The following is a 25,135-nucleotide window of genomic DNA, read 5'->3' as shown; positions in this document are numbered from 1 at the left end:
CTCTACCTATTTGTTTGTCTCTTGTACTAAATCAGGTCTCAGCACGACTGCATTATTTAAATAAACATGACGAATTTCCTTTTGGCTTAGATCCGTATTGACATGCACTAATACACGAATACACATTGGAAGAGCATTTGGGACATTCATCTCATGAGTACACATTGTCGGAACGTATTGCCACCCTTCAATGGAGCGAACCGCCTTAGCTGGAAATCCTGAAACTAAATCCGTCGTAGTAGAGATGAAGACCGAAATAATATCTTCCGGTTGTAATTGATTAAGTCTTACAATCTCCTTCATCAAAATTTCAGTTTCGTTATAAATTAATTCTGGTTGATCCGCTGTTACCGTCGTTGCCCCTCTAACTCCTCTAATCATTTACATACCTCCATAACTAACGCTCGGAACTCGCTATCTACGTTTCTACATTCAGCTAGTTCAATTGGTTGCATAAAAGGCGTTCCAATTTTACTAAGTAAAACGAACTTTAACTCACCATATTCCGCCTTTTTATCTTTAACGATAAATGGTTGTAATGTTTCAAACGGATATTTTACTACTTGTTCAAACGGATACCCATTGTGATAAGCGTATTGTAAAAATGATTTCGTAAATGAACGATTAATTTGACCATAACGCTCACTTAATAGTAACGCATAAACCATCCCTATCATGACCGCTTCACCATGGGCAAGTCCCCCATATCCTGCTGCCGCTTCTAAGGCATGACCATATGTATGACCAAAGTTCAAATACTTTCGAACAGATTGTTCTGTTTCATCTTCAGTTACAATTTTCGCTTTTACTTCAATTCCTGATTTCAAATGAAAAGCTAATTCATCCTGTGCCATTTTATTTAGGGAAGGACAAGCCATTAATTTTTCTAGCCATTTTGCATCGGAAATCATCGCATGTTTTACGACTTCAGCCATTCCAGAACGAACTTCCCGCTCATTTAACGACTGTAAAAAATGAATATCATAAACAACCCCTTCAGGCTGATAAAAAGCACCAACTAAATTTTTCCCTTGAGGATGATTGATAGCCGTTTTTCCACCTACTGCAGAATCATGAGCTAATATAGTCGTTGGAATTTGAATAAAAGGGATTCCACGCATAAATGTTGCTGCAACAAATCCGGTTAAATCGCCAACTGCTCCGCCACCAAATGCAAATAAAATTGATTTCCGAGTACCATTTTTTTCAATTAAAAACGTATGGGCCCTTTTAAAATTATCAAAGCTTTTACACTCTTCCCCTGCAGGCATTACAAAAACTTCAAAAGGGTATGGAAAATGATCTTTAAAATAAGTGCCTTGATTATTCCATACATTTTCATCTGTCAATACGAATAGTTTATCTGCCTTATTTATTATATCTTTATAGGATTCCATTGCAGTCGTTAGTATTTCATTACCAATTGTAACGTCGTACTGATGGGAAGCTGTATTAACGGGGATTTTCATCAACTAAAACTCCTTCGCAACTTTTCTCATCTCGTCAATTTGAGCTTTTAATTGGGGCAATTGATCACTATGGAATTGATCCACAATAACACTTGCAATTTCCCAAGCAATGACATTCTCGGCAACAATAGAAGCAGCTGGTACTGCACAACTATCAGAACGTTCCACACTTGCTTTAAATGGTTCCTTCGTTTCGATATCTACACTTTGAAGCGGTTTATAAAGAGTAGGGATTGGTTTCATTACGCCTCGAACGACAATCGGCATACCCGTGGACATACCACCTTCTAACCCACCTAAACGATTTGTTCTCCGTGTATATCCCATTTCTTCATCCCATAAAATTTCATCATGAACTTCTGACCCTTTTCGGCGGGCCATTTCAAAACCAATGCCAAATTCTACTCCTTTAAATGCATTAATCGAAAGCATCGCTTGTGCTAGTCTACCGTCTAATTTCCGGTCGTAATGTACATAAGAACCAATCCCAGCAGGAAGACCTTCCACAATAACTTCAACTACTCCACCGATGGAATCTCCTGCTTTTTTCGTTTCGTCAATCATTTGTACCATTTTTGCAGAAGCTTCCCCGTCAACACAATAGCATGGATCTTGTTCTACGATCTCACGTATTTCGTCTACAGATTTCCCTTCAATTTTCGACGTATCAGCTTTAATACCTGCAATTTCCGTAACATGACTTACAATTGAAATTCCTAATTCATTTAGCAATGCCTTTGCAACGGATCCGACAGCTACACGAACCGTCGTTTCCCGTGCACTAGAACGTTCTAATACATTTCGCAAATCACGATGTCCATATTTAATACCACCAACTAAATCAGCATGTCCAGGACGAGGACGGGAAATTTGGCGTTTAATCTCGTTAGGATTTATATCTTCTGGTAAAGGATCTGCTCCCATAATTTTTGTCCAATGCTTCCAGTCATCATTTTTCACTACTAATGCAACAGGCGAACCTAATGTTTGTCCATGGCGAACACCACCAACGATTTCAACTGTGTCCGTTTCAATTTGCATCCGTCTACCACGTCCATGACCACCTTGGCGACGTTTTAAATCATAATTTATTTTTTCTGACGTAATTGGTAAAAGGGATGGTAACCCCTCGATAATAGTTGTTAATTGGGGTCCATGAGACTCTCCTGCAGTAAGATAACGCATAAAACACTTTCTCCCTTCAACTCGCTAAAGTATGTATTTTTTACTATAACATATTATACATTAAAAATCAGTGGCAAATTTGAATCGAAACATAAATAGTACCGAATATTCAGAAATACGTATATAACGGTGCATTTTTTCATGTTAAGTCGACAATAGTAAAAATACGCTTTCCGTTTATACGAAAAGCGTCATTCCATTTCAAAAAAGTTTTAAAGTCATATTCACTTAACACTTTCTTTTCACAAACGATTTTATTTATATTTTTCGATAGAAAAATGTATCCACTACTTCAAATCCATAACGGCTAGGATTAAAAATTTGTTCCGTTGAACCTACAAATAATACCCCACCAGGACGTAACGATTGACTGAACTTTTGATAGATTTGATCTTTTGCTTCCTCTGTAAAATAAATCATTACATTTCGGCATACAATTAAATCTAAATTTGAATCGTATGTATCCTTCAGTAAATTATGTTTTTTAAAAGTGACTGTACGTTTAATTTCATCCTTCACCTTGAAGAATGGCCCTTCTTGAATAAAGTATTTATGTTTCACATCATTCGGCACTTCATCAAGGGAACGTTCAGGATATAGTCCAAGTTTTGCCTTTTGAATGACATTTTCATCGATATCAGTTGCTAAAACTTGAATTTGTGATAATGGTATATGATGGGATAATACCATACTAATTGTATAAGGCTCCTCACCAGTTGAACAAGCGGCACTCCAAATTTTCAATCGCTTATTATGATTTAATAATAACGGAAAAATTTTGTTTTGCAGCACATCCCAACGTTTGCCATTACGATAAAATTCCGAAACATTAATCGTCATGCGATCTAAAAATTCATTCATTAAATCCCGATCTTTTTCGAGGGCATGTAAAAATTCAACAAAGTTTTGATAACCCTTTTTTTCGTAAAGAGATGTTAAACGTCGCTTCATCTGAGCTTCTTTATATAGGGCAAGGTCAATCCCTGTCTTATTTTTTATACCGGCAATAAATTGTTCATAATCTGACATCGATCCATCTATCCCCTCATTATTCGTAAATTTATTATAGCGAAATTTTGTAAAATCTGAAATATATATCATTCCAACTATATTGATATCGTCATGGGGATGGAAAATATAACAGTTCTATTATTGTTTTTCTTGTAACAAAGGTTGTTTAGTAGTATCCAATGCCAATTGCTGTCTCGTTTTTTCTATTTCTAAACGAAGCTTTTCTGTTTCAACAAGGAAGCTTTCTTGTCTTAATTTTTCTAATTTAACCTCTTGTTTCATCGCTTCTATTCTATACTTGGATTGTTTATTTAAGTAATCCGTAACAATCCCAGCAGTTGATACGGTCGTTATAAATAAAAAAGTGCAAATTACGATAATCGTTCCCATTAGAAACCTCCACTTTATTTTTCCATATTTCGCTAATTATTCTGTTAATTTACACTAAAAAAACAACTATCGCAAGTAAACGACAGTTGTTTTTTGTTTTGTATAAAATTAAGCTAAGCCTTCACTGAACCATAAGCTAATTTCACGTTCAGCAGATTCTACTGAATCTGAACCGTGGATAATGTTTTCAGCAACTGATACAGCGAAGTCACCACGGATAGTACCTGGTTGAGAATCAGCTGGGTTTGTTTTACCCATCATTGTACGAGCTAATGAAATAACATTTTCACCTTCCCATACCATTGCGAATACTGGACCAGAAGTGATGAAATCAACTAATTCACCGAAGAAAGGTTTGTCCGCATGTTCTGCATAGTGAGCTTCTGCGATTTCACGGCTAGCTACCATTAGTTTAGCACCTTTTAATTCAAATCCGCGACGTTCAAAACGATTCACGATATCTCCAATTACTTGACGTTTAACACCGTCTGGTTTAATCATTAAAAATGTTTTTTCAATTGCCATGTTTATTTACACTCCTTAAATTCTAATAAGGCATTTACACCTACCGATAAATATTACCAAAATAACTTAGATACATCAACTAAAACCAATATATACCGAATTTTTAATGAGCTATTTTAAAATTTTCGTTTACCAATAAATAAGGCGATATCCCGCAATTTCTTTTTCATAGGATGATTTGGTAAAGCCTCTACTTCCTTCAAGGCTTTTCTTAAATATTGATTACTGATTGTAATAGACTGTTTGATGGAATCGGAATTTCGAACAACCTTTAACATTTCCAGGCGACCGCTCTCTGTAACCTCTCCTACAGAAGCTTGGTCTATAAATTGATCAATTGTTGGATTTCCTTTTAATAAAAGAATCGGCAATGTAATATTTCCTTGCAATAAATCACTACCTGCAGGTTTACCAAGCTCTTTGTCAGTAGCCGTAAAATCTAAAATATCATCTACGATTTGATAGCTCATCCCTACAAAATAACCAAATCGTCTCAAGTGACCGATGCTTTTATCATCTAATCCACCAACGACCGCACCTAACTCACAACTAGACTCGATGAGTAATGCAGTTTTACGTTTAATACGACGAAAATAATCTTTTAAGTTTTGATCTTTACGAAACTTATCTTCTATTTGTATAACTTCACCATTACAAATTTCAACCATTGTTTTAGCTAAAATCTGATGAACTCTTTTATTTTCGATAGATGTCACATACTCCAATGCCCGCGCAAAAATAAAGTCACCTGTATACATGGCAACCCGATTATTCCATTGGGCTTTAACAGTATGTGTACCCCTTCTCAAATCCGAATTATCAATAACATCATCATGGACAAGAGATGCCATATGAATTAACTCTAACGGCACTGCTATGTTTTTCACCTTATCAATGTTATATTGCCCAAACTTAGCACTAACTAAAACAAATACAGGGCGAATTCGCTTACCACCAGATTGTAGTAGATGGAGAGAGGCATCATTTATCAAGTGCGAAGACGAGTTTAACGCTTTTTCCAATTCTTTTTCGATGATGTCTATATCCGATTTCAAATCGGAATAGAGTATTTTTAACTTCATCTTTTCCACGCGTGAAACCTTCTCCCCCTAATGTTCTTTTTTAAATCCCATATGCATAGCAGCTGCCCCACCGCTATAACCTTTATAAGTTACCTTTTCAAAACCAGCATCTTGAAACATTTTGGCAAGTTTTTTCATGCCTGGGAAATCACTTGCAGATTCTTGTAACCAAGAATATTCTTTATAGCTTTTAGCAAATAGCTTACCGAATAAAGGCATAATATGATTAAAGTAAAAACGAAATAGTTGTCTATATACAGGAATTTCAGATTGTGACGTTTCAAGACAAACAGCCATTCCACCCGGCTTAAGAACTCGATTCATTTCCCGTAACACTTGCATATAGTCCGGAACGTTACGAAGACCAAAACCGATTGTCACATAGTCAAAAGTGTTATCTTCAAAGGGAAGTTCCATTGCATTTCCATGAATTAATTCAACCTGTGGATAAGGAACAACCTTTTGTTCTCCTACTTTCAACATATTTTGACTAAAGTCCAATCCTTTTACAACACCGTTTTCTCCTACCGCTTTCGCTAAAGCGACGGTCCAGTCCGCTGTTCCACAACAAACGTCTAAACATTTAGAGCCCGGTTTTACATTCATACGCTTCATCGTATCTTCACGCCATTTGACATGTAATTTAAAACTAATGACGGAATTCATTTTATCGTAGCTTTCGGAAATGCTTTCGAAAACTTCGTGTACATGTTGTTCTTTCGATTTTGCCATTTTTTCAAAACCTTTCTAGCGCTAAATTAATTCAGCGCAATTTGTTGCTTTATGTATAACTTTAAATCGTCTTTTAATACAGTAGACGATTGAAGATATTCGTTTAATAAATTTTTAAGAGATGAAATTTGTTTCTCGATCATACTCTCAAATATTTTTTCATCCTCAGCACTTTCAATCATTTTTTTAAATAAAATAGATGGTTTGCCTTGTTGGAGATGACGATATTCCTCAAGTAGTTGAAGCAACAATAATCCTGTATGCATAAATGTACTATATTGTTCAAATTGATAAACTTGATAAAATCTTTTAATTAGCTCAGTTTGTATGACTGAAATCGTTTCATACCATTGGTCCATTGTATATTGATTGGATTCATATACTTTCATTTGATGTTCACAACGACTTACAATACCTTCAGAAAGCTGTCGAATTAATGGAATGTTTCCAGAACGAGCTAAAATTTCATAATAACGTCCACTATAAAAATCCCCCGACAGAACTGTCAGCTGCTGCTCTTTATCTAATGCATGTTTTTCGTTTATTTTCTCATGTTCATAAAGAGAGGCATGGACGATCCCTACTGTAATAGCGCTTTCGTCTATTTGTTTACTCCATTTTTCCCCATTCAAAAATGGTAATAATAAATAAAACAATTGATTTTCATTCACCACTGGTGTTCCAGTATACTGCAGTAAAGTTCTATGACGAACATGCATGAAAATATTTGTTTTTAATTGTTCTATTGATTGTTGAATGTATGTTGCATCCATAGATATTACTCCATTCTACTTAAAGTGCAACTGTTTAAACAATTGCATTGGTTCGATTGGTTCACCAATCAAATGAATTTTACTTTTTTGAGCCGCTTTCTACTATACCATGGGCAGAAATAATTTTTGCTTTCCCGCGAATTTTCATCGCAGATGTATGTTCTGTAAATTGCGCAATCATTACTTCTCCAGCATCTAATTTTTCAGAATGATGGAATTTTGTATCTGTACCACGTGTTAAACCGATTACATGTACGCCATCTTCTTGTGCTTCAATGATTATATAATCTGGTTGTGTCATAGTATCGTTTCTCCTCAAATAAACATATTCTTGTACATCATATCACAATAAAACACTATATTTAAGACATTTGAATAAATGAAATTACTTCTCTGCGTAAAACTTCGTCTTCCTCATATACTCCCCGGGCTACGGAAGTAACTGTTTTAGACCCTGGTTTTTTTAACCCGCGCATCGTCATGCACATATGTTCGGCTTCTACAACGACATATACTCCTTGTGGTTGTAACATTTCCATGATGGAATCTGCAACTGTAGACGTAATACGTTCTTGTAATTGGGGTCTGCGGGCAACAGATTCGACACAACGACCTAATTTACTTAAACCCGCGACACGTCCATCCTTTGGTAAATAGGCAATATGAGCTTTTCCGTAGAATGGAACTAAATGATGCTCGCACATAGAGTAAAATGGAATATCTTTTACTAACACTAAATCCTCATGATCTTCATGAAAAACGGTGCTAAAAAATTCTCTAGGATCTTCATTGATACCGCTAAACATTTCTTCGTACATTTTGGAAACGCGTTTCGGTGTATCTAGTAAACCTTCCCGATCTACATTTTCACCCACTGCTTCTAATATCATTTTTACGGCTTCTTCTATTTTTTGTAAGTTCACTTTCGACATCTTTCTTCCTCCTAAACCGATGCAACGTTGCACTGTCAAAATGAATCGTAGCACATACTGACTTTATTCGCAAAAAGGGTTTCTCTTCTTTTTTAAAAAAATATTAGTAAATGTTATGTATGGAAATATTAAAAAGAGCAGCCATCATGCTTGTCCATGACGACTGCTCTATGTAACTGCTGGATGCTATTATTTCACAGCATCTTTAAGCGCTTTCCCTGGTTTGAAAGCAGGTACTTTGCTAGCAGCGATTTCGATTTCTTTACCTGTTTGTGGGTTACGCCCTTTACGAGCGGCACGTTCACGTACTTCGAAGTTACCAAAACCAATTAATTGTACTTTGTCACCCTTTGCAAGAGCATCTTGAATTGTATCAAATACAGCTTCAACTGCTTTAGAAGCATCTTTTTTTGAAAGACCTGCAGCTTCAGCAACAGAGTTTACTAATTCTGTTTTATTCACACCATTCACCTCCTCTCAAAGGGTCATGAACCTAAATCATGTAAAAAGAGTAACATATAGAAAATCGCGACGCAACAATATTTATCCATGTTTTTCTATAATAAATTGTCTTTTTTTAAAAAAAACACAAATAACAGGACTTTTCTCCTAAAAAAGGGAAAGGTCCTGTTACTAATTTGTGCCAAATTTTATGAAATTATACAATGTTAAATAATAAAGGTTACTAAACCGCGTTCACCCTCATTGACCATTCTTTCGATCGTTTGACGCATTCTTTTCTTCGCACTCAATGGTACTGCATTCATTTTGTAACGAATTCCTTCTTTTAACACTTCATGTAATGTCGTACCAAATAGTTGGGTTTTCCATAATTGCTCTCGATCATGCTTATAGGCATACTGTAAATCTTTTAACAGCTGTTGGCTATAAAATTCTGTACCGATTAATGGAGCAAATTCTGTTTCCATATCTACACGAATAATGTGATAAGATGGCGCAGAAGCCTTCATACGAACTCCGTAGAAATTATTTTGTTTAATAATTTCTGGTTCACTTGGTTCAAATTCTTCCATTGTAGGAAGGGTTACACCATAGCCATGTTCACTAGCCTCTTCAATCGCCTCACGGAATCGTCTATGCGCTTGTTTTGCCTCTGCTGCTTCTTTTATAAAGAGCAGCCAATCTTTTTTCGTCGCAATCGGTGAATCCAACCATTCATTACAAACAGCTTTATAAATTTCAGGCTTTAACGTAATACGAACCGTTGCCAAACCAAGACCAGCATCCACTCGTTCAATTTCACTTTCTTCTACAAAGTCAATTTCTCGTAATTGGGAAGCAGCTTGGGATACGTCTCGAATTTTAGTAACTGAATTTAATACGTTTCCAACAGCGTCAGAAAGCGTCACATTCAACGGATGAGTATAATCTAATACATCTAACCAATCTGGCTTTTCAACCTCAATATCTTCAATTGGAAACTCATATAAAGCTTCTTGAAGAATATACTCCATATCCTTCACTGTCATTTGATCAATAGCCACAGGGATTACAGGTACCCCATACTTCTCAAGAAGCTCATTTCGAAGGGCCATTGTATTGTTATGAGTAGGCATTTGACAGTTTAGGACAATGACAAATGGTTTGCCAATCGCCTTAAGTTGATCAACAATTTGTTCTTCCGCAACTTCTGCAGCAATACGGTTAATACCATTAACTGTACCGTCCGTAGTCACAACAACGCCTATGTTGGCATGATCACGAATTACTTTGTCAGTACCGATTTTAGCCGCTTCCTCAAAGGGAATTGCTTCAGAATGCCATGGAGTATGAACATATTTCGGGCCTTCATCATCCTCATAACCTTTTACACCGTCAATAATGTAACCAACACAGTCTGCAAATCGAATTCGGAATGGGATTTCGCTTTCTCCAATATTAATCTCTGTTCCTTGGGCAGGAACAAATTTTGGTTCAGCTGTCATGATGACAGGACCTGGTGAACTTTGAGGCAGCTCGTCCAGTGCTCTTTTGCGATCTTCTTCATTTACGATATTCGGGAGCACAATTGACTCCATCATTTTTTTCACAAAAGTAGACTTACCAACTCTAACAGGCCCTACAACACCAATATATACGTCCCCATTCGTTCTTTCTGCTATTTGATGAAAAATTTCTTCGCCTATTGTAGCTCCTCCTTTACGTAATTCAGTTTATGATTGCCTTACCTCAATTATGAAACAACCATGTATAATTTCAGAAAAATAAATAGATTATTTTTTCCTCTAGTTCATTTAGTGAGTGACCTCTACTAGAATGCATGGACTAATTTTCCATTGTTTAAAAATATGAAAAGGTGTCCTTAAATATGACAACATTTAAGGACACCTTGTTTTATAGTTTATTTTTCTTCAGTTGTTGGATCATACATAAATACTGGTTCGTTGTTCTCATTTACTGTATACGGCAATGAATAAGCTGGTACAACTGGATAAGCTTCTACTAACAACATTCGAATATCTTCTCCTGGAGTAGGCTTTAAATTATTTTCTTTTATGAAAGTATTTAAGTCCATCGAATAATCTACATAAAGATCCCCTTCCGTTGTTACAATAATCGGTAGTTGATTATTCGTATACGGGCTAGGAACAGTCAATTCTTCTTTATATCCAATTTTTTTAAAATCAATTGTATAAATGTAATCGGTAATTTTATCTTTAAACGTTGGGTATTGGGAACCCATAAAACGAATATTTAACTCGCGCATACGTTCTGCAGCTCGCAAATCTACTAATTTAACAGTCGGGTTTTTTTCTGGATCCCAAATAATATATTGGAAAATGCCACCTTTTTCATAGGAATTTGCCGGAGCATTTGCTAAATATTTGGGTGCTAACTTTTCAAAATCAATCGGATATTTGATAAACATATCCGTATCCATATCACGATTTTTAATTGGAAGTACTCCTGTATCCGCTTGGTATTCCTCCACTGCCTTTTGAACAGAGGCTAATTGTATGTCATCAGGCACTTGATTTTCCACTTTTTCCTCTTCAGGAAATAGACAGCCTGATAATAACACGGTTGTTAATGCGAGCATCAAAAATAAGCTCCATTTTCTTATCATTTTTTCTCACCTCAAATGTTATTCCCGATTATCGACCTATTTGTATATGTCATTAGTTAGGCCATGTAAAAACAACGAGTATCATTAAAATGGAACCGATTGCAAAAATTACGAAAGCAATTAATCGTAAAAGGAGAGATAAACATCCATTATTAACCCATTTTCTTGTTATAGAAACGATGAGTACGGATAATAACATGGCTCCTATCGAGTAAAAAGAAACCCACATAACATCTAATGAATGCATACTAGCAAGGGGTCCCCTTGCTGTTAAGAATGTTAAAGAATTCATTGATAACAAGTTTTGCAAGTAAAAAACCACCTTTCGAACTACTTCTATGTATAAAAAATACTTTTAGACGATACCAAAAGAATAGGAGGTATCTTAAACATACCTCCTATTTCACAATATAACAAATGAAGAAATTATGAAATCTTCCTTATAAAATATCAATTTCTCGCTTTTTCATTCGAATCATTAACTCATCGACAGCTTCTTTAGGTTCTTTGTCGTTGAATAACACATCATAAAGTGCAGTCGTAAGCGGCATTGGCACATCGTATTCTTGAGATAATTGATAGGCAGCCTTTGTCGTTCTTACCCCTTCTACAACCATCCCAATATTGTCTAATACTTCATCTAATTTCATGCCTTTCCCAAGCATGTTACCAGCTCTCCAGTTTCGAGAATGGACACTTGTACACGTAGCGATTAAATCACCCATTCCAGTTAATCCGGCAAAAGTGAAAGGATTACCACCCATTTTTACACCTAGTCGAGTAATTTCTGCTAATCCTCGTGTAATTAACGCAGCTTTAGCATTATCACCATAATTTAAACCATCAGAAACACCAGCTGCTAAGGCAATCACATTTTTCAATGCACCACCAATTTCAACACCAACGACATCTTCGTTCGTATAGACACGGAAATATTGGTTCATAAACAGATCTTGAACTTTTTCTGCCATTTCTAAATTTCCGCATGCCGCTGTAATCGTTGTAGGATGGTGTAATACCACTTCTTCCGCATGACTAGGACCAGATAGTACGACAATTTCTTCTATTACATCTGGTGATAAATTTTCCTTCAACATTTCAGAAATGCGTTTTAATATATCTGGTTCAATCCCTTTTGAAACATGGATAAATAATTTTTTATCGTTCAAGAAGGTCATCATTGAATGACATACTTCTCGAATAGCCTTTGTCGGAACAGCAACAACAATAATGTTTGAATGGTTTACCGCTTCTTGTAAATCTGCTGTAGCCGTTAGTTTTGTCGGCAATTGTATATTAGGTAAATATTTTTCATTTGTATGTTGTTCATTAATTTCATTTGCTTGTTCTATACGATGGGTCCATAAAAGGGTATTGTGGCCATTTTCAGCTAACACGATGGCTAGAGCAGTCCCCCAAGAACCAGCACCTAATATCGTTACATTTTCCATTTGTTTATCCCCCTCTAATACGGTTATTCGCGAGCACGTGCAATTAAGCGAATAGGCGTACCTTCAAAATCAAACGTCTCACGAATTCGATTTTCAAGGAAACGTTCATAAGAGAAATGCATCAGTTCAGGATCGTTTACAAATGTAACAAATGTCGGTGGCTTTACTGCAACCTGAGTCGTATAGTAAATTCGTAAACGGCGCCCTTTATCCCTTGGAGCTGGATTTCGAGCTACTGCATCCTCAATCACTTCGTTTAAAATGGATGATTGAATACGCATCGCGTGATTTTCACTTACTCGTTGTACAATATTTAAAATTTGATGCACCCGTTGTTTCGTTTTAGCGGAAACGAAAATGATTGGTGCGTAATGTAAATAGAGGAAGTGTTCTCTAATTTGTTGTGTATAGAGATTCATCGTTTTCTCATCTTTTTCAACTGCATCCCATTTATTCACAACAATAATGACCGCTTTTCCAGCTTCGTGGGCATAACCTGCAATTTTTTTATCTTGCTCTTGTATCCCCTCTTCCCCATTTAATACAACTAAGACAACGTCGGATCGTTCAATAGCTCGCAACGCTCTTAGTACAGAATACTTTTCTGTCGTTTCATATACTTTCCCTTTTTTACGCATCCCAGCTGTATCGATGATGACATAGTCTTGTCCATCGTAAGAGTACGGCGTATCGATAGCATCTCGAGTTGTACCAGCTATATCACTAACAATTACCCGTTCTTGCCCAAGGAAAGCATTAACTAATGAAGATTTCCCAACATTCGGACGACCAATTAAACTGAACTTAATTGTATCATCTGGATATTGTTCTTCATCTTCTTTCGGGAAATGTTTTGCACATTCATCTAATAAATCCCCGATACCTAAACCGTGGGAACCGGAAATCGGGAATGGTTCACCAAATCCTAAGGCGTAGAAATCATAAATCATTTCACGCATGTCTGGATTATCAATTTTGTTGACTGCCAAAACAACTGGTTTTTTTGTTTTATATAAAATTTTCGCTACTTGTTCGTCAGCTAATGTCACACCTTCGCGGCCATTCGTCATAAAAATAATGACATCTGCTTCTTGTATAGCAATTTCTGCTTGAGAACGAATTTGATCTAAAAAAGGTTCGTCTCCTATTTCAATTCCACCTGTATCAATAATGTTAAATTCATGGGTTAACCAATCTGCCGAACTATAGATGCGGTCACGTGTTACACCTGGAATATCTTCCACGATTGATACGCGTTCTCCAACAATACGATTAAATATTGTAGACTTCCCAACGTTCGGACGACCTACGATGGCGATTACTGGTTTTGTCATCTGTACTTCATCCTTCCAAATTCTTATCTTTAGTATTATACACGAAAATGTAAATTATATCATTTTTTGACTACAAATCAATAATATCTGTCATATTTTGTTAATGAAAATAAAAAATACAGACATGCATTTATTATGCACGCCTGTATAATAAACAATCTTATTTATTCGTAAAACCTTTTAATTTATCTCCGATCACATCACTGAAGGAGAAACCAGTGTTTTCCTCCGGTAGTTCATAATCAAACTCTTCTTCTTTTACCGGGTTCGTTTGAAGCTCTTTAATACTTAGAGATAAACGTTTTTCAGCTTCATTTACATCTAATACTTTTACGTCAACCTCTTGACTTTCTTTTAGTTCTTCGTGTGGAGTATTAATATGTTTATGTGAAATTTGTGAAATGTGTACGAGTCCTTCAACTCCAGGGAACACTTCTACAAAAGCTCCAAAGGATACTAAACGTTTAACTGTTCCTGTTAAAACACTTCCCTTTGATACTCGTTCTTCAATATTTGACCAAGGTCCAGGTAAAGTATCCTTTATAGATAAGGAAATTCGTTCATTTTCCGGATCAACTGATAACACTTTCACTTTTACTGCTTGGCCTTCAGATAAAACTGTACTCACATCGTCCACATGTTCATGAGAAACTTGTGAAATGTGTACTAAACCATCAACACCGCCAATATCAACAAAAGCTCCAAACGGTGCTAATCGTTGTACAGTTCCATCTAACACATCACCAGCATGAATTTCTTCAAATACTCGTTTCTTCTTATTCGCTTTTTGATCTTCAAGAACAGCGCGATGGGATAAAATTAATCTCCCTTTTTCTTTATCTAACTCTGTAATTTTAAACGATAACGTTTTCCCTTTATAATCTTCGAAGTCTTCAACGAAATAATCTTCAACTAGAGATGCAGGAACGAAGCCACGTACGCCCAAATCAACAACTAGGCCACCTTTCACAACATCCTTCACTTCTGCTTCAAAAATTTGCCCTGATGCAAATTGTGCTTCAAGCTTATCCCAAGCTTTTAGCGCATCTACTTTGCGTTTTGATAATACAAAGTTTTCCTCTTCCACTTTGGTAATCATCAGCTCTAGCTCATCTCCGACCGCTACTACATCAGAAGCTTTTTCGATATGCAAGCTTGAAAGTTCACTGATTGGTAATATACCATCGAAAGGAGCACCTTCAATCGAGACTGTTACTGCTTTATCTTCCACTTGTGCAGCAACACCTTTCACAATATCTCCTTCACGAAATTCTTGGTTTGATCCTAAGTTCATTTCTTCAGACATATGTAACCCTCCTTCGCATCTTCCAATTTCTATTTTATTCGAAATTGTCCATAAAAACAAAAAATTTTCCTTTATTATCAAAAATTTCACGAAAAAAATTTTTTATACCTATTAAAAAAATAAAGTTTATTCCATTTTTTGCTTTGCTAAATTTAATATTTCGTTGGCAGCTTCTTCAATAGATAATTCCGTTGTATCCAAATAAATTGCGTCTTCAGCTTGGATTAAAGGTGAAGCTTCACGCTCACTATCTAATTTATCCCGTAAAGCAATTTCTTCCTTCAATTTTTCAATTGTAGATGGAATACCCCGTTTTTCATTATCAATAAAACGTCTTCTCGCTCTTTCCTCAACAGAAGCTGACATAAAGATTTTTAATTCAGCATCCTTTAATACATGGGTTGCAATATCTCGTCCATCCATTACAATTCCGCCATTCGCTGCAAGTTCCTGCTGTTTTGCTACGAGTATTTCACGAATATTTGCATGGGCAGCCACTTCACTGACGTTTGCGGTTACTTCATTGGAACGGATTAATTGAGTCACATCTTCTCCATCTACGAAAACAAGTTGTCCCTTTGGAGATGGCTTTAGAACAATGCTTGTTTTTAATAACATTGCTTCTAAAGAGTTTGCATCACTTAATTCTATGTTTTGTTTTAATGCTTTATACGTAACTGCACGATACATAGCTCCCGTGTCAATATACGTATAGCCTAAGTTTTCTGCTACAATTTTTGCAATCGTACTCTTGCCAGCACCTGCTGGTCCATCGATTGCAATTTGAATTTTCTTAACCATAATATCCCTACTTTCCCTGTACATTGTACCATATTTACTTAGTAATTACTTTCTCAAATCCACCTCGGAAATGAAAATATCCGCTAAAAGAAAAAAGCCACTATTAAGAAATAGGGCTTTTTAAAATCGGGCTCGATTCTTTTTTTCGTATCATCAATTGACGTTCAAAACAAAATCGAACAATATATTGCTTATCTACTTCGTCCGTTTCTACAAGTTGTAGTGATGCTAGACGAATTGTATCCCTTTCAAAAATTCGAATAACTTCTGCATTTGTACGGACATATCGCATATCCCCATTTGCAAAAGGTAAAACAATAGTTAATGGTACGATTTCACCTTCATTAAAGGGTACATCCGACTTAAGTCGAATTAATAAACCTCCGGCACTTATATCTTCCGTAACAAATTGAAAATATTCATTGTTATATTCAATTGCTACATCAATAGACGTTTGAACTCTTACAAATTCCCGTCTTTGGATTTTCATAATTTCTTCTTGCTCAGGAAGCGATAACATTATTGTCGGAATTGTACCCATTTTTCTTCCGATTACTTTCGTTTTAAAAGCAAAACTAACATTACCTTCAGAAATAAATGTTCCATAATATTCGGAACCATCCACTAAAAAAGCGGTTTTTTTTGTTAGTGAACTTTTTGGATAGTCAATATAAACGATATTGTCTTTTATTTCGACAATTTTACAATGGAATTTTTCTTCTTTTTCAGTTATTTCCTGCTCTAAAGTTAAGACAGTACCAACTTTTAGATCCATAGTAATCCCCTCGCACAATAATAATAACTAATTATTGCACGAAAACCCGTTTTTTTCTAGGGCGTTTAGTATTTTTTTACTATGGCATATATTCGACTTTTAAAACATCGTGATTTTCAGTATCCACGACAATTCTAAAGGTTTCATTTTGTTTACTATCAAACCTTGCGATGACTTCATAACATTTTCTAAGTTGGAATGCTTCATTTTCTGTGTAAATTAACTTTTCTTCTTCTACATGAGTACCCGGGCGGAAGAACGTTTCCCAATTAATCGGAACAACTTTTTGATCCTCGTTAATTTCTTCCCTTTGAACATATTCCATCGCATTTAATCCTAATAATTCGCCGCTATCCTTTGATATTTTCAATTGAATACCATCTGGATATACAAATGCCTTATCTTTTCCAACAACTCGAGCTAAAGCAATGTGCCATGCTTGATGATTTTCACGCATTTCAACTATTTGCACATCATTATAGCCAGCACGTTTTAAAAATTCATTTGTTAAATCCCTCACTTGTTGTTGGCTAACACCTTTTTGTTCCTGGATCGGTCGTTCTGATAAGAAGGATAAAATATGCCCACCTTTTACGGTAATATCGGCATATCCAATGCGACTACCTTTTACAAATTGAATATGGTAGAACGGGTAAGGTGCATCTTCTTTACTTTTCGTTACAGTATAAGTAGCATCCTTGATTCCTGGAATAAGTATTTCTAATCGTTCGATTGCTTGTTCTTTTGTAATTTCTTTATCATCTAAATTTTGTAAATCCCTTTTCTTTAACCAATCCGATTCACTTGCTGTTAAAGGGAAATCTGTTTCCGAATAAGTTTTTAAATTGGAAGCAACATTTTTAAATGGTGATTGCTCCGTTTCTTTTTCAGCTACGTTTGTCCATTGGGATAAATCAGCATCATTTTGATAGAAATTGGATGTGGCTACAGTCCATTCATCGGATAATGACTGTAAGTTTTGATTGACAACTTGCATTCTATCATGCCAACCTTCAAAATCACGGTTATCTGAAGCATATTTAGCCTCTTCACCGATATTTCCAACATATCGTAGCCATTCATTTGCTACTTCCCTACTTAAAGGTAAACTACTGATCGTAGATCGAAACTCGTTACTTATTCGCCATATATTATCCAGCTCAGCCTCTAATGCTTGTTGGTCTTGAAATAGTAATGATTGAGAGACAGAACGTTGAAGTGTAGATAGTTTTTCAGAGGCATTTGTTAATGCATTTGTATATTGGGCTTGCACTGTTTGCTCAAGTTGCGTATTTTGTTGTCTTACTTCAAATGAATATAACCCTAGCGCTAACACGGCAATAGATAGTAAATAAATAGCACTTTTCATGTTGTCCCTCCTTTAATAACAGAATATATGTTCACCGATTTTTTTAATTTGCGGTCTCGACCAAATCCAATCACTTGTTGCTGTTTCTGGGTTAAAGTAATAAAGAGCATTTTCAGTAGGATCCCAACCATTCATAGCATCTAGAACGGCTTCTCGGGCTCTTTCATTAGGTGTTAACCAAATTTGACCATCAGCTACTGCTGTAAAGGCACCAGGTTGGAAAATAATTTCCGAAATCGTATTTGGAAAATCTGGTGATTCTAATCGGTTTAAAATAACGGCTGCAACGGCAACTTGCCCTTCATAAGGTTCACCACGGGCTTCACCATATACAGCATTTGCCATTAATTGCAAATCACGTTCTGTATATTTTGCTGGAAGTTGCACGTCGGTACTTTCAGATGAACCTGCCCCTCCAGTAGTTTGTTCTGCTAAAGGAACTCCTCCATAGTGGGTAAAACGATTACCTTTTTCAATTTGTTCATGCACCCAATCTCTATGATATTCACTAACAGAAACTAACTGTTCCTTTGTTTTAGCTCCTGCAATACCATCTATATCAAGTTCGTATTGTTCTTGGAAATTTCGAAGAGCCCAATATGTCCCATAACCGAATATCCCATCAATTTTCCCATTATAAAATCCTAAGTATTGTAACCTTGCCTGTAATTCAATCACATCATCTCCAAAAGCTCCACGTTCGACTACTTGACCTGAAAATGCGAATGTTTGATTTGGATTTACTACAGCTAATGTGCCAAATATTAAAATGACAGACATAAAGATACTTCTTACCATGTATTTCACTCCTTTCTCATAGCATGTAAAAATCATTTCGTTTTATACGTTTTACCAAATAAAAAAGGTTGATTCATTTTTGTTTGAATCAACCAATTGTTATAAAACAAATGCGATCGTTCATTCTACTCGCCATTTGTTTTCTTATTAAATTTTATTTTGTTCAAATAAATGTTGTACTAAATGTTGATGGGCTAATTTTACTTTTTTCAATGCTAACCACCACAAATAAAACATAAACGGAGCAATCAAATATACCCAATAGCCTTTAAAGGATAAAATAGAATTATAAATGATATGTAGTAAAAATGGCGTTAAAATAGAAAGAATTAAGTACTCTGTTTTTTTATCATTATTAGCAAACTTACTTTTACCAAAGTAGTAGCCCATTACGACTCCAAATAATGCATGGCTCGATACTGGTAAAATCGCCCTCATTAGAGCCGTATTTATTCCAAAGGATATTAAATAGAGAACATTTTCAACCGTTGCAAATCCGAGGGAAACACTTGCACCGTAAAGAATGCCATCATATGGATCGTCAAATTCAATATGTCTAAGAATAACGGTAAAGATGACGAGCCATTTAAAAAACTCCTCGAGTCCACTTGAAAATAATACTTCAGTGATAAAACGGTTGGAAAAAGTATCTTCTGTTTTTACTACATATTGTATAAACATAATCGGGAAAGTAATTAACGTCCCGAAAAGAAAAGCTTGTAACAACGTTTTTCTCGGCTCGGTCGCCATCTGATTTCTTAAATAAAAATAACTAAGCAGCGCTAACCCAGGAGCAATCGCAGCAGAAAACAATATGAACATTTTTTGGCTACGCTCCTTTCAAAACTCATTAATGTTATTATATCATTATTAGCTCACGAAAAAATGAATTAGAGGGGAAATTTTTATGGCAAAAAATATTTTATTGCTACATACAGGTGGTACCATTTCAATGAAGATGAATGAAAAGGGGGCAGTTCTCCCTAACGACAAAAATCCACTTTTAGGTGTAAGTGAACAGCTTTCCAAATATGCGAATATCCGTGAAATGGAAGTATTTAATTATCCTTCACCCCATATTACGCCCAAAGAAATGCTTTATTTACGAGATACGATCGTTCAATACACTCAAGAACATGTGGTTGATGGAATCGTTATTACCCACGGGACAGACACGTTAGAAGAAACTGCTTACTTTTTAGATTTAACAACTCAATTTGAATTTCCGATAGTGTTAACTGGTGCTATGCGTTCATCCAATGAACTCGGTGCAGACGGAGTATATAACTTAGTAGAAGCAATACAAGTTGCTTGCAGTGATGACGCAAGAAACAAAGGAGTACTCGTTGTGATGAACGATGAAATTCATCAAGCCTTTAACATTACAAAAACTTCCACATCTAGCGTCAACACGTTCCAAAGCCCACAATACGGTCCTATCGGGTTAGTAACGAAAAAAATGGTACACATTCACCAAGCACCGATTAAACGAAGATATGTAGAAGTAAACTCCATTGAAAAACGGGTTGCTTTATTAAAGGTATATGCAGGAATGGAAAGGGATTTAATCGAAGCCATATTAGATTTGAAGTATGACGGTGTTGTACTCGAAGGGTTAGGACAAGGTAATGTCCCTCCTGATGTTGCAGTCGGTATACAAAAATTACTACAGGCAAATATCCCTGTTATATTAGTATCCCGTTGCTTTAACGGAATTGCTGAAGGAGTTTATGGATACGAAGGTGGCGGAAAAAGTCTAGAAAACCTAGGTGTCATATTTGCCACTGGAATCAACGGCCAAAAAGCTCGTTTAAAACTTTTAATCGGATTAAATCAACATAATAATCCGATTGATTTAAAGGAATTTTTTAATTAACTAATCAAAAAGGTGTCTCAAAAACTGAGACACCTTTTCCTTTTTACTTTGAATTATTCATTTTCTGTTCAATGTGCTTCGCGATAAATCCTCCATGAAACTTTCCATTTTCAATAAAAATTTCATTCGCATTATTTCCAGCAGCAAGAACACCTGCAATATATAAATTTTCTATATTCGTTTCCATTGTTTCTACATCATACAATGGTCTACCAGTTTCAGCGTCGATTTCAACACCCATTGCACGGATAAAGTCATGATCAGGATGATAACCTGTCATAGCAAAAACATAATCATTTTTAATGACCTTCTCAATGCCGTTTGTTGAAAGGACAACTTCTGTTTCCCGAATTTCTTTAACAATCGTATTAAAATGCATCGTAATTTCTTCGTTTCGAACAAGGGATGCAAATTCCGGTAAAATCCAAGGTTTAACACTTGGAGAATAATCACTACCTCGATACGCAACAGTAACTCTAGCTTTTGCTTTATGTAATTCCAGGGCAGCATCCACCGCAGAATTTTTCCCACCGATTACGAGTACATCTGTATCAAAAAATGGATGGGCTTCTTTAAAATAATGAAAAACTTTTGGTAAATTTTCACCTGGAATATCCATATAATTCGGCTGATCATAATAACCTGTTGCCAGAATAACGTATGGGGTTTCGTATACTTCTTTATCGGTTTTTACCGTAAATTGATTTTCACCTTTTACAACTGATTCCACTTTTTCGAAGGCATTAACTTGAATGTTTTTCATTTTCACTACTTCACGATAATAAACAAGCGCCTGATTTCGATGGGGTTTTCGTTCCTCTATTATAAAAGGAACATCACCAATAGCTAATTTTTCACTTGTACTAAAAAAGGTTTGATGAGTTGGATAATGATAAATAGCATTTACCACATTCCCTTTTTCAATGACAATTGGCTTTAATCCGATATTTTGTAATTCTATTGCAGCAGATAAACCGCAAGGACCTCCCCCTACGATTATAGCGTCTACAGTTTGCATCTTAACCTCTCCTTAAAACAACTTACCAACTATATAAATTTATTTTTACTACTTTATTGTATCATGAAAATGCAAGTCAATAATGTGACACTGGGGTTTTGCTCCTAAACGGAATGGTACCATTGTCGTACCATATCCATTACTAATGAGCGTAAATACACCATCTCTAATAGAAAATGAACCATGGGGTAACATTCCTATCGAACCAAATCGAATTTGGCCACCATGGAAGTGTCCACCTAACATTAATTTTGTATGGAAGTTATGGCGTACTTCACGAAATACTTCCGGGTTATGGGAAATAAAAATAACATTTTCCTCTCCCCTGCATTTTTCAAAGGCAAGATCGAAATCTTCATTTTCCGTAGACGTATCATCGATGGCACTTATCCAACATCGATTTTTCATATTCGGAAGTATAATTGCGTCATTTTCTATTATGTGGACACCCGTCTCCTTAAAAATGTTCCGCAATGTTTCTTCGCCAACTTCACGATCATTATTTCCCCAAACAAAATAGAGCGGACCTAACCTTTGAAGCAGTTCAATGTTTTGATAGATTCGTTCAATGGGTGTTCGTTTATCGGCAAAATCTCCGCCAATAATGACCGCATCAAATCGTTTAGAAATTTGTTCAATCATTGGGACATGAATTTTCCTTAAATGGACATCCGAGATAAAAAAAAGGGAAACTTGTTCCGGTTCACCAAGTAAAGAAATTTCATGATGTAATACATTGTTTTCATTGGCCTGTTTATACATAAAGAGTAAAAACACGACGATTACCATTATTAGGACAAACAAAAAAATTGTAAACCCTCCGTTTCAAAAACAAAAAGACGAGGTAACTTACCATCGTCTTTTTAGTATATTCGGCTCCAACCGAATATGTAATCTTTATACAGTTGAGATTAATCCAAAATCATTAATCTGTCCAGAAAAAGCAAAGATAGCCATGGATTCATCAAACGGATAGAAAATCTTAGTTACGGTATAATTAAAGTTTGCCCTACGTAAACGTCATTAGAAGATAAATTATTAGCTTGTTTAATTTTCTCTACACCACTTGCATCATTATAATACTTTAATGCAATACGGAATAAATTTTCATTTGGTTGGACTGTATGTACCTTACCGCTCGATTGTTTTTCAGCCTCTTGTTTTTTCGCTTCCGCTTCTTTTTGCGCTGCAGCCTGTTTTTCGGCTTCTGCTTTTTTCGCTGCTTCCTCAGCAGCTTGTTTTTCGGCTTCCGCTTTTTTCGCCGCTTCTTCAGCGGCTTGTTTTTCAGCTTCTGCTTTCTTCGCAGCCTCTGCTTCAGCAGCCTCTTTTTCGGCATCTTGCTCTTGCGCTACTTCAGGTTCCTTTTCCTTCGCACTTGCAGATACGGTATTATTTGTTTGAAACTCAACGAGTGTATCGTTATTTTTTTCTACTTCTGCTACTTCATGTTTACCTGGATCATAAAAAGCAGATACGTATATAAGTAACAATAATGGAATTCCAAGTAGTAAAATAACTAGTGCATTCATTAATGAAAATTTTCTTTTTTTCTTTATTTTATTTCGATTAGATCGTGACATTCTAGATTTTTTTTCTTCCATTTCGATTGTTTGACGATGCTCTTCGATTTTTTCTCTGTAATCTTCATTACTCATCAGTGCCACCTCCAAAACTATCTTTCTCTAATTATGACGAAATTTCTTTAAAATGTAAATAATCGAGGTGAATATTTTAATAGATTTTTGTCGACAAATCGATATTTTTAACATATATTTACGAAAAACCTAAAAGAATCGTTTCGAGTCTTTTTTTCCAAGAAACAGCCGTTTCATCCTGTTCGAAACTTTCCCGTTTTTGAATAATATTGTGATAATCTAACCCACAACATTCACAACAATCTGATGGTTTTTCCATTAAATTTTGTCCAAAATAGTGGACAAGCTTTTCTCTCATGCAACTTTTTGTTCGAATTAAATTGACTACTTCTTCAACAGCTCTTATTTTATCAGTTTTCATCGTTAATAATTGATGTTTCACTTCATTTGGATGGATTTGGTGCATCCAATAATCTAACACTCGATATGCCGTCTCAGAAATTTCCCCATTTTGAATCATAGTTGAAGGGGATTCATTCCTCCTACGATACTCTAGATAAAGATCTACGTGTACTTCATTTGGAAAATCATCGATTCCGACAAATTTCGCAAACTCATCGTCTCCATCCGCAAAAAGAAGAATTGCAAGAGCATCCTTTCCATCTCGGCCTGCTCGTCCTATTTCTTGCATATAATTGGCAACATTCGATGGGATTGATTCATGGATAATTTGCCGAACATTTTGTTTATGTACGCCCATTCCAAAAGCATTCGTCGCAACAATCCATTCTAAGGAACCGTCGATAAACTGTTGTTGAATGAATTGTCGATCTAACGTATCTTTCCCACCATGATAGGCAGCCGTTGAAATTCCCATTTGAAGCAATCTTTCACTTATACTTTCAGTTTTTGATCTAGATTGGGTATAAATAATTCCCGGACCTGCTGTTTCCAACACGTGTTCCAAAATCCAATCCAATTTTTCCTCTCTGTTTTGAAACAATACTCTACCCATATGAATATTCGGACGATCAACGGTATGAATAAATGTAAATGGTTCATTCATCTTTAAATAAGATTCGATATCACCTAACACTTTTTGTGTAGCAGTTGCCGATAAAGCTAAAATTGGTGGCCGATTCGCTTTATCCATCACTTCACCAATTCGTAAATAATCTGGTCTAAAATCAAATCCCCATTGGGAAATACAGTGAGCTTCATCAACAACAATCAATGATAACTCCATTGAATTTAACTTCTGTTGGACTTGGGGTTGCAATAACATTTCAGGTGAAATAAATATAAACCGATATTGGTGTAAATGTTGTATCGTTACTTTTTTCTGAGTGGCGTTCAAAAAAGAATTTAAGGCCACTACCCTTTTTTCCTTCAGTTGTTTAATTTGATCAACTTGATCTTGCATTAACGATAATAATGGAGAAATGATTAAAACCGGTTTGTTAAATATATATCCCGGAAGCTGATAACATAATGACTTCCCCATTCCCGTAGGCAACAACGCAATGACATCCTTACCTTTTACAATTTGCTCAATAACTTCTTTCTGGCCGGGACGGAAGGATGTATAGCCAAAATGATGTTGTAAAACTTTCTCAAGTTCCATC

Annotated in this window: 28 protein-coding genes; 1 reads left to right on the top strand and 27 read right to left on the bottom strand. The window is 35.8% G+C overall.

Annotation, left to right across the window (positions count from 1 at the left end; translation table 11 throughout):
• Positions 1 to 6: 6 nt before the first annotated feature.
• The 23 genes from aroH to prsW all read right to left on the bottom strand — a co-directional run bounded on the left by aroH (position 7) and on the right by prsW (position 19,843).
• Positions 7 to 381 carry a chorismate mutase gene (aroH, locus tag ACH0B5_RS01630; protein ID WP_122970909.1) on the bottom strand — a complete coding sequence of 125 codons (375 nt, stop codon included), beginning with the start codon at positions 379 to 381 and terminating at the stop codon, positions 7 to 9.
• Complete coding sequence (gene aroB / locus ACH0B5_RS01625; protein ID WP_341362001.1) at positions 378 to 1,469, bottom strand: 3-dehydroquinate synthase; 1,092 nt, start codon at positions 1,467 to 1,469, stop codon at positions 378 to 380. The genes aroH and aroB overlap by 4 nt, the downstream gene beginning before the upstream one ends.
• A 3-nt stretch (positions 1,470 to 1,472) precedes the next feature.
• Positions 1,473 to 2,654, bottom strand: coding sequence for a chorismate synthase (gene aroC / locus ACH0B5_RS01620; RefSeq protein WP_122970907.1), 1,182 nt, complete (start codon positions 2,652 to 2,654; stop codon positions 1,473 to 1,475).
• Between the two features lie 258 nt (positions 2,655 to 2,912).
• On the bottom strand, positions 2,913 to 3,683 hold the full coding sequence (locus tag ACH0B5_RS01615; RefSeq protein ID WP_122970906.1) for a CheR family methyltransferase: 771 nt from the start codon (positions 3,681 to 3,683) through the stop codon (positions 2,913 to 2,915).
• A gap of 120 nt (positions 3,684 to 3,803) precedes the next feature.
• Positions 3,804 to 4,055 carry a hypothetical protein gene (locus tag ACH0B5_RS01610; RefSeq protein ID WP_122970905.1) on the bottom strand — a complete coding sequence of 84 codons (252 nt, stop codon included), beginning with the start codon at positions 4,053 to 4,055 and terminating at the stop codon, positions 3,804 to 3,806.
• Between the two features lie 108 nt (positions 4,056 to 4,163).
• Positions 4,164 to 4,580, bottom strand: coding sequence for a nucleoside-diphosphate kinase (ndk, locus tag ACH0B5_RS01605; protein ID WP_174232643.1), 417 nt, complete (start codon positions 4,578 to 4,580; stop codon positions 4,164 to 4,166).
• A gap of 116 nt (positions 4,581 to 4,696) precedes the next feature.
• Positions 4,697 to 5,671 carry a heptaprenyl diphosphate synthase component II gene (gene hepT, locus ACH0B5_RS01600; RefSeq protein ID WP_122970904.1) on the bottom strand — a complete coding sequence of 325 codons (975 nt, stop codon included), beginning with the start codon at positions 5,669 to 5,671 and terminating at the stop codon, positions 4,697 to 4,699.
• A gap of 18 nt (positions 5,672 to 5,689) precedes the next feature.
• Complete coding sequence (locus ACH0B5_RS01595; RefSeq protein WP_122970903.1) at positions 5,690 to 6,394, bottom strand: demethylmenaquinone methyltransferase; 705 nt, start codon at positions 6,392 to 6,394, stop codon at positions 5,690 to 5,692.
• A 26-nt stretch (positions 6,395 to 6,420) separates the two neighbouring features.
• Positions 6,421 to 7,167, bottom strand: coding sequence for a heptaprenyl diphosphate synthase component 1 (locus tag ACH0B5_RS01590; protein ID WP_341361999.1), 747 nt, complete (start codon positions 7,165 to 7,167; stop codon positions 6,421 to 6,423).
• Between the two features lie 79 nt (positions 7,168 to 7,246).
• Complete coding sequence (mtrB, locus tag ACH0B5_RS01585; RefSeq protein WP_122970901.1) at positions 7,247 to 7,468, bottom strand: trp RNA-binding attenuation protein MtrB; 222 nt, start codon at positions 7,466 to 7,468, stop codon at positions 7,247 to 7,249.
• A 61-nt stretch (positions 7,469 to 7,529) separates the two neighbouring features.
• Positions 7,530 to 8,099: a GTP cyclohydrolase I FolE gene (folE, locus tag ACH0B5_RS01580; protein WP_122970900.1), complete on the bottom strand. Its 570-nt coding sequence runs from the start codon at positions 8,097 to 8,099 to the stop codon at positions 7,530 to 7,532.
• A gap of 189 nt (positions 8,100 to 8,288) precedes the next feature.
• A complete protein-coding gene (locus ACH0B5_RS01575; RefSeq protein WP_004232618.1) occupies positions 8,289 to 8,561 on the bottom strand; it encodes an HU family DNA-binding protein in 273 nt (90 codons plus the stop codon).
• A 206-nt stretch (positions 8,562 to 8,767) separates the two neighbouring features.
• Entirely contained in the window at positions 8,768 to 10,246 is a 1,479-nt protein-coding gene (gene spoIVA, locus ACH0B5_RS01570) for a stage IV sporulation protein A (protein WP_122973066.1), read from the bottom strand.
• Between the two features lie 215 nt (positions 10,247 to 10,461).
• Positions 10,462 to 11,187, bottom strand: coding sequence for a hypothetical protein (locus tag ACH0B5_RS01565; protein ID WP_341361998.1), 726 nt, complete (start codon positions 11,185 to 11,187; stop codon positions 10,462 to 10,464).
• A 52-nt stretch (positions 11,188 to 11,239) separates the two neighbouring features.
• Positions 11,240 to 11,497: a DUF2768 domain-containing protein gene (locus ACH0B5_RS01560; RefSeq protein ID WP_241559363.1), complete on the bottom strand. Its 258-nt coding sequence runs from the start codon at positions 11,495 to 11,497 to the stop codon at positions 11,240 to 11,242.
• A 130-nt stretch (positions 11,498 to 11,627) separates the two neighbouring features.
• On the bottom strand, positions 11,628 to 12,638 hold the full coding sequence (locus ACH0B5_RS01555) for an NAD(P)H-dependent glycerol-3-phosphate dehydrogenase (protein ID WP_406927318.1): 1,011 nt from the start codon (positions 12,636 to 12,638) through the stop codon (positions 11,628 to 11,630).
• Between the two features lie 23 nt (positions 12,639 to 12,661).
• Complete coding sequence (gene der / locus ACH0B5_RS01550) at positions 12,662 to 13,972, bottom strand: ribosome biogenesis GTPase Der (RefSeq protein WP_122973061.1); 1,311 nt, start codon at positions 13,970 to 13,972, stop codon at positions 12,662 to 12,664.
• Positions 13,973 to 14,132: 160 nt separating this feature from the next.
• The gene (rpsA, locus tag ACH0B5_RS01545; RefSeq protein ID WP_341361996.1) at positions 14,133 to 15,278 is read right to left on the bottom strand and encodes a 30S ribosomal protein S1; all 1,146 of its coding nucleotides are present in this window, start codon (positions 15,276 to 15,278) and stop codon (positions 14,133 to 14,135) included.
• Between the two features lie 126 nt (positions 15,279 to 15,404).
• On the bottom strand, positions 15,405 to 16,079 hold the full coding sequence (gene cmk / locus ACH0B5_RS01540; protein ID WP_122973057.1) for a (d)CMP kinase: 675 nt from the start codon (positions 16,077 to 16,079) through the stop codon (positions 15,405 to 15,407).
• Positions 16,080 to 16,182: 103 nt separating this feature from the next.
• On the bottom strand, positions 16,183 to 16,854 hold the full coding sequence (locus tag ACH0B5_RS01535) for a flagellar brake protein (protein ID WP_122973056.1): 672 nt from the start codon (positions 16,852 to 16,854) through the stop codon (positions 16,183 to 16,185).
• A 79-nt stretch (positions 16,855 to 16,933) separates the two neighbouring features.
• On the bottom strand, positions 16,934 to 18,223 hold the full coding sequence (locus tag ACH0B5_RS01530) for a PepSY1/2 domain-containing protein (protein ID WP_122973054.1): 1,290 nt from the start codon (positions 18,221 to 18,223) through the stop codon (positions 16,934 to 16,936).
• Between the two features lie 12 nt (positions 18,224 to 18,235).
• Entirely contained in the window at positions 18,236 to 19,021 is a 786-nt protein-coding gene (sleB, locus tag ACH0B5_RS01525) for a spore cortex-lytic enzyme (RefSeq protein WP_122973053.1), read from the bottom strand.
• Between the two features lie 147 nt (positions 19,022 to 19,168).
• A complete protein-coding gene (gene prsW, locus ACH0B5_RS01520; protein ID WP_122973051.1) occupies positions 19,169 to 19,843 on the bottom strand; it encodes a glutamic-type intramembrane protease PrsW in 675 nt (224 codons plus the stop codon).
• An 85-nt stretch (positions 19,844 to 19,928) separates the two neighbouring features.
• Here prsW and ACH0B5_RS01515 point away from each other — a divergent pair, with 85 nt between their 5' ends.
• The gene (locus ACH0B5_RS01515) at positions 19,929 to 20,897 is read left to right on the top strand and encodes an asparaginase (RefSeq protein WP_122973049.1); all 969 of its coding nucleotides are present in this window, start codon (positions 19,929 to 19,931) and stop codon (positions 20,895 to 20,897) included.
• A gap of 43 nt (positions 20,898 to 20,940) precedes the next feature.
• On the opposite strand, the gene ACH0B5_RS01510 is transcribed toward ACH0B5_RS01515, so the two are convergent.
• The 4 genes from ACH0B5_RS01510 to ACH0B5_RS01495 all read right to left on the bottom strand — a co-directional run bounded on the left by ACH0B5_RS01510 (position 20,941) and on the right by ACH0B5_RS01495 (position 25,134).
• On the bottom strand, positions 20,941 to 21,915 hold the full coding sequence (locus ACH0B5_RS01510) for a YpdA family putative bacillithiol disulfide reductase (protein WP_341361992.1): 975 nt from the start codon (positions 21,913 to 21,915) through the stop codon (positions 20,941 to 20,943).
• Positions 21,916 to 21,963: 48 nt separating this feature from the next.
• Positions 21,964 to 22,719, bottom strand: coding sequence for a metallophosphoesterase (locus ACH0B5_RS01505; protein ID WP_241559362.1), 756 nt, complete (start codon positions 22,717 to 22,719; stop codon positions 21,964 to 21,966).
• Between the two features lie 182 nt (positions 22,720 to 22,901).
• Entirely contained in the window at positions 22,902 to 23,570 is a 669-nt protein-coding gene (locus tag ACH0B5_RS01500; protein WP_341361990.1) for a LysM peptidoglycan-binding domain-containing protein, read from the bottom strand.
• Positions 23,571 to 23,688: 118 nt separating this feature from the next.
• Positions 23,689 to 25,134: a RecQ family ATP-dependent DNA helicase gene (locus ACH0B5_RS01495; protein ID WP_122973042.1), complete on the bottom strand. Its 1,446-nt coding sequence runs from the start codon at positions 25,132 to 25,134 to the stop codon at positions 23,689 to 23,691.
• Between the last annotated feature and the right edge of the window lies 1 nt (position 25,135).

The organism is Ureibacillus sp. 179-F W5.1 NHS (assembly GCF_045369345.1).
GTDB classification, from domain to species: Bacteria; Bacillota; Bacilli; order Bacillales_A; family Planococcaceae; genus Ureibacillus; species Ureibacillus halotolerans.
This window is presented reverse-complemented; position numbering and strand designations above follow the sequence as displayed.

Coding starts and splice junctions, on each gene's coding strand:
- cmk (WP_122973057.1), bottom strand. CDS start 16,079: ATGGTTAAGAAAATTCAAATTGCAATCGATGGACCAGCAGGTGCTGGC.
- ACH0B5_RS01495 (WP_122973042.1), bottom strand. CDS start 25,134: ATGGAACTTGAGAAAGTTTTACAACATCATTTTGGCTATACATCCTTC.
- aroH (WP_122970909.1), bottom strand. CDS start 381: ATGATTAGAGGAGTTAGAGGGGCAACGACGGTAACAGCGGATCAACCA.
- aroB (WP_341362001.1), bottom strand. CDS start 1,469: ATGAAAATCCCCGTTAATACAGCTTCCCATCAGTACGACGTTACAATT.
- ndk (WP_174232643.1), bottom strand. CDS start 4,580: ATGGCAATTGAAAAAACATTTTTAATGATTAAACCAGACGGTGTTAAA.
- ACH0B5_RS01500 (WP_341361990.1), bottom strand. CDS start 23,570: ATGAGTAATGAAGATTACAGAGAAAAAATCGAAGAGCATCGTCAAACA.
- ACH0B5_RS01610 (WP_122970905.1), bottom strand. CDS start 4,055: ATGGGAACGATTATCGTAATTTGCACTTTTTTATTTATAACGACCGTA.
- sleB (WP_122973053.1), bottom strand. CDS start 19,021: ATGGTAAGAAGTATCTTTATGTCTGTCATTTTAATATTTGGCACATTA.
- ACH0B5_RS01590 (WP_341361999.1), bottom strand. CDS start 7,167: ATGGATGCAACATACATTCAACAATCAATAGAACAATTAAAAACAAAT.
- ACH0B5_RS01530 (WP_122973054.1), bottom strand. CDS start 18,223: ATGAAAAGTGCTATTTATTTACTATCTATTGCCGTGTTAGCGCTAGGG.
- prsW (WP_122973051.1), bottom strand. CDS start 19,843: ATGTTCATATTGTTTTCTGCTGCGATTGCTCCTGGGTTAGCGCTGCTT.
- ACH0B5_RS01535 (WP_122973056.1), bottom strand. CDS start 16,854: ATGGATCTAAAAGTTGGTACTGTCTTAACTTTAGAGCAGGAAATAACT.
- ACH0B5_RS01515 (WP_122973049.1), top strand. CDS start 19,929: ATGGCAAAAAATATTTTATTGCTACATACAGGTGGTACCATTTCAATG.
- aroC (WP_122970907.1), bottom strand. CDS start 2,654: ATGCGTTATCTTACTGCAGGAGAGTCTCATGGACCCCAATTAACAACT.
- ACH0B5_RS01510 (WP_341361992.1), bottom strand. CDS start 21,915: ATGCAAACTGTAGACGCTATAATCGTAGGGGGAGGTCCTTGCGGTTTA.
- ACH0B5_RS01595 (WP_122970903.1), bottom strand. CDS start 6,394: ATGGCAAAATCGAAAGAACAACATGTACACGAAGTTTTCGAAAGCATT.
- der (WP_122973061.1), bottom strand. CDS start 13,972: ATGACAAAACCAGTAATCGCCATCGTAGGTCGTCCGAACGTTGGGAAG.
- ACH0B5_RS01615 (WP_122970906.1), bottom strand. CDS start 3,683: ATGTCAGATTATGAACAATTTATTGCCGGTATAAAAAATAAGACAGGG.
- ACH0B5_RS01565 (WP_341361998.1), bottom strand. CDS start 11,187: ATGATAAGAAAATGGAGCTTATTTTTGATGCTCGCATTAACAACCGTG.
- folE (WP_122970900.1), bottom strand. CDS start 8,099: ATGTCGAAAGTGAACTTACAAAAAATAGAAGAAGCCGTAAAAATGATA.
- mtrB (WP_122970901.1), bottom strand. CDS start 7,468: ATGACACAACCAGATTATATAATCATTGAAGCACAAGAAGATGGCGTA.
- rpsA (WP_341361996.1), bottom strand. CDS start 15,278: ATGTCTGAAGAAATGAACTTAGGATCAAACCAAGAATTTCGTGAAGGA.
- ACH0B5_RS01555 (WP_406927318.1), bottom strand. CDS start 12,638: ATGGAAAATGTAACGATATTAGGTGCTGGTTCTTGGGGGACTGCTCTA.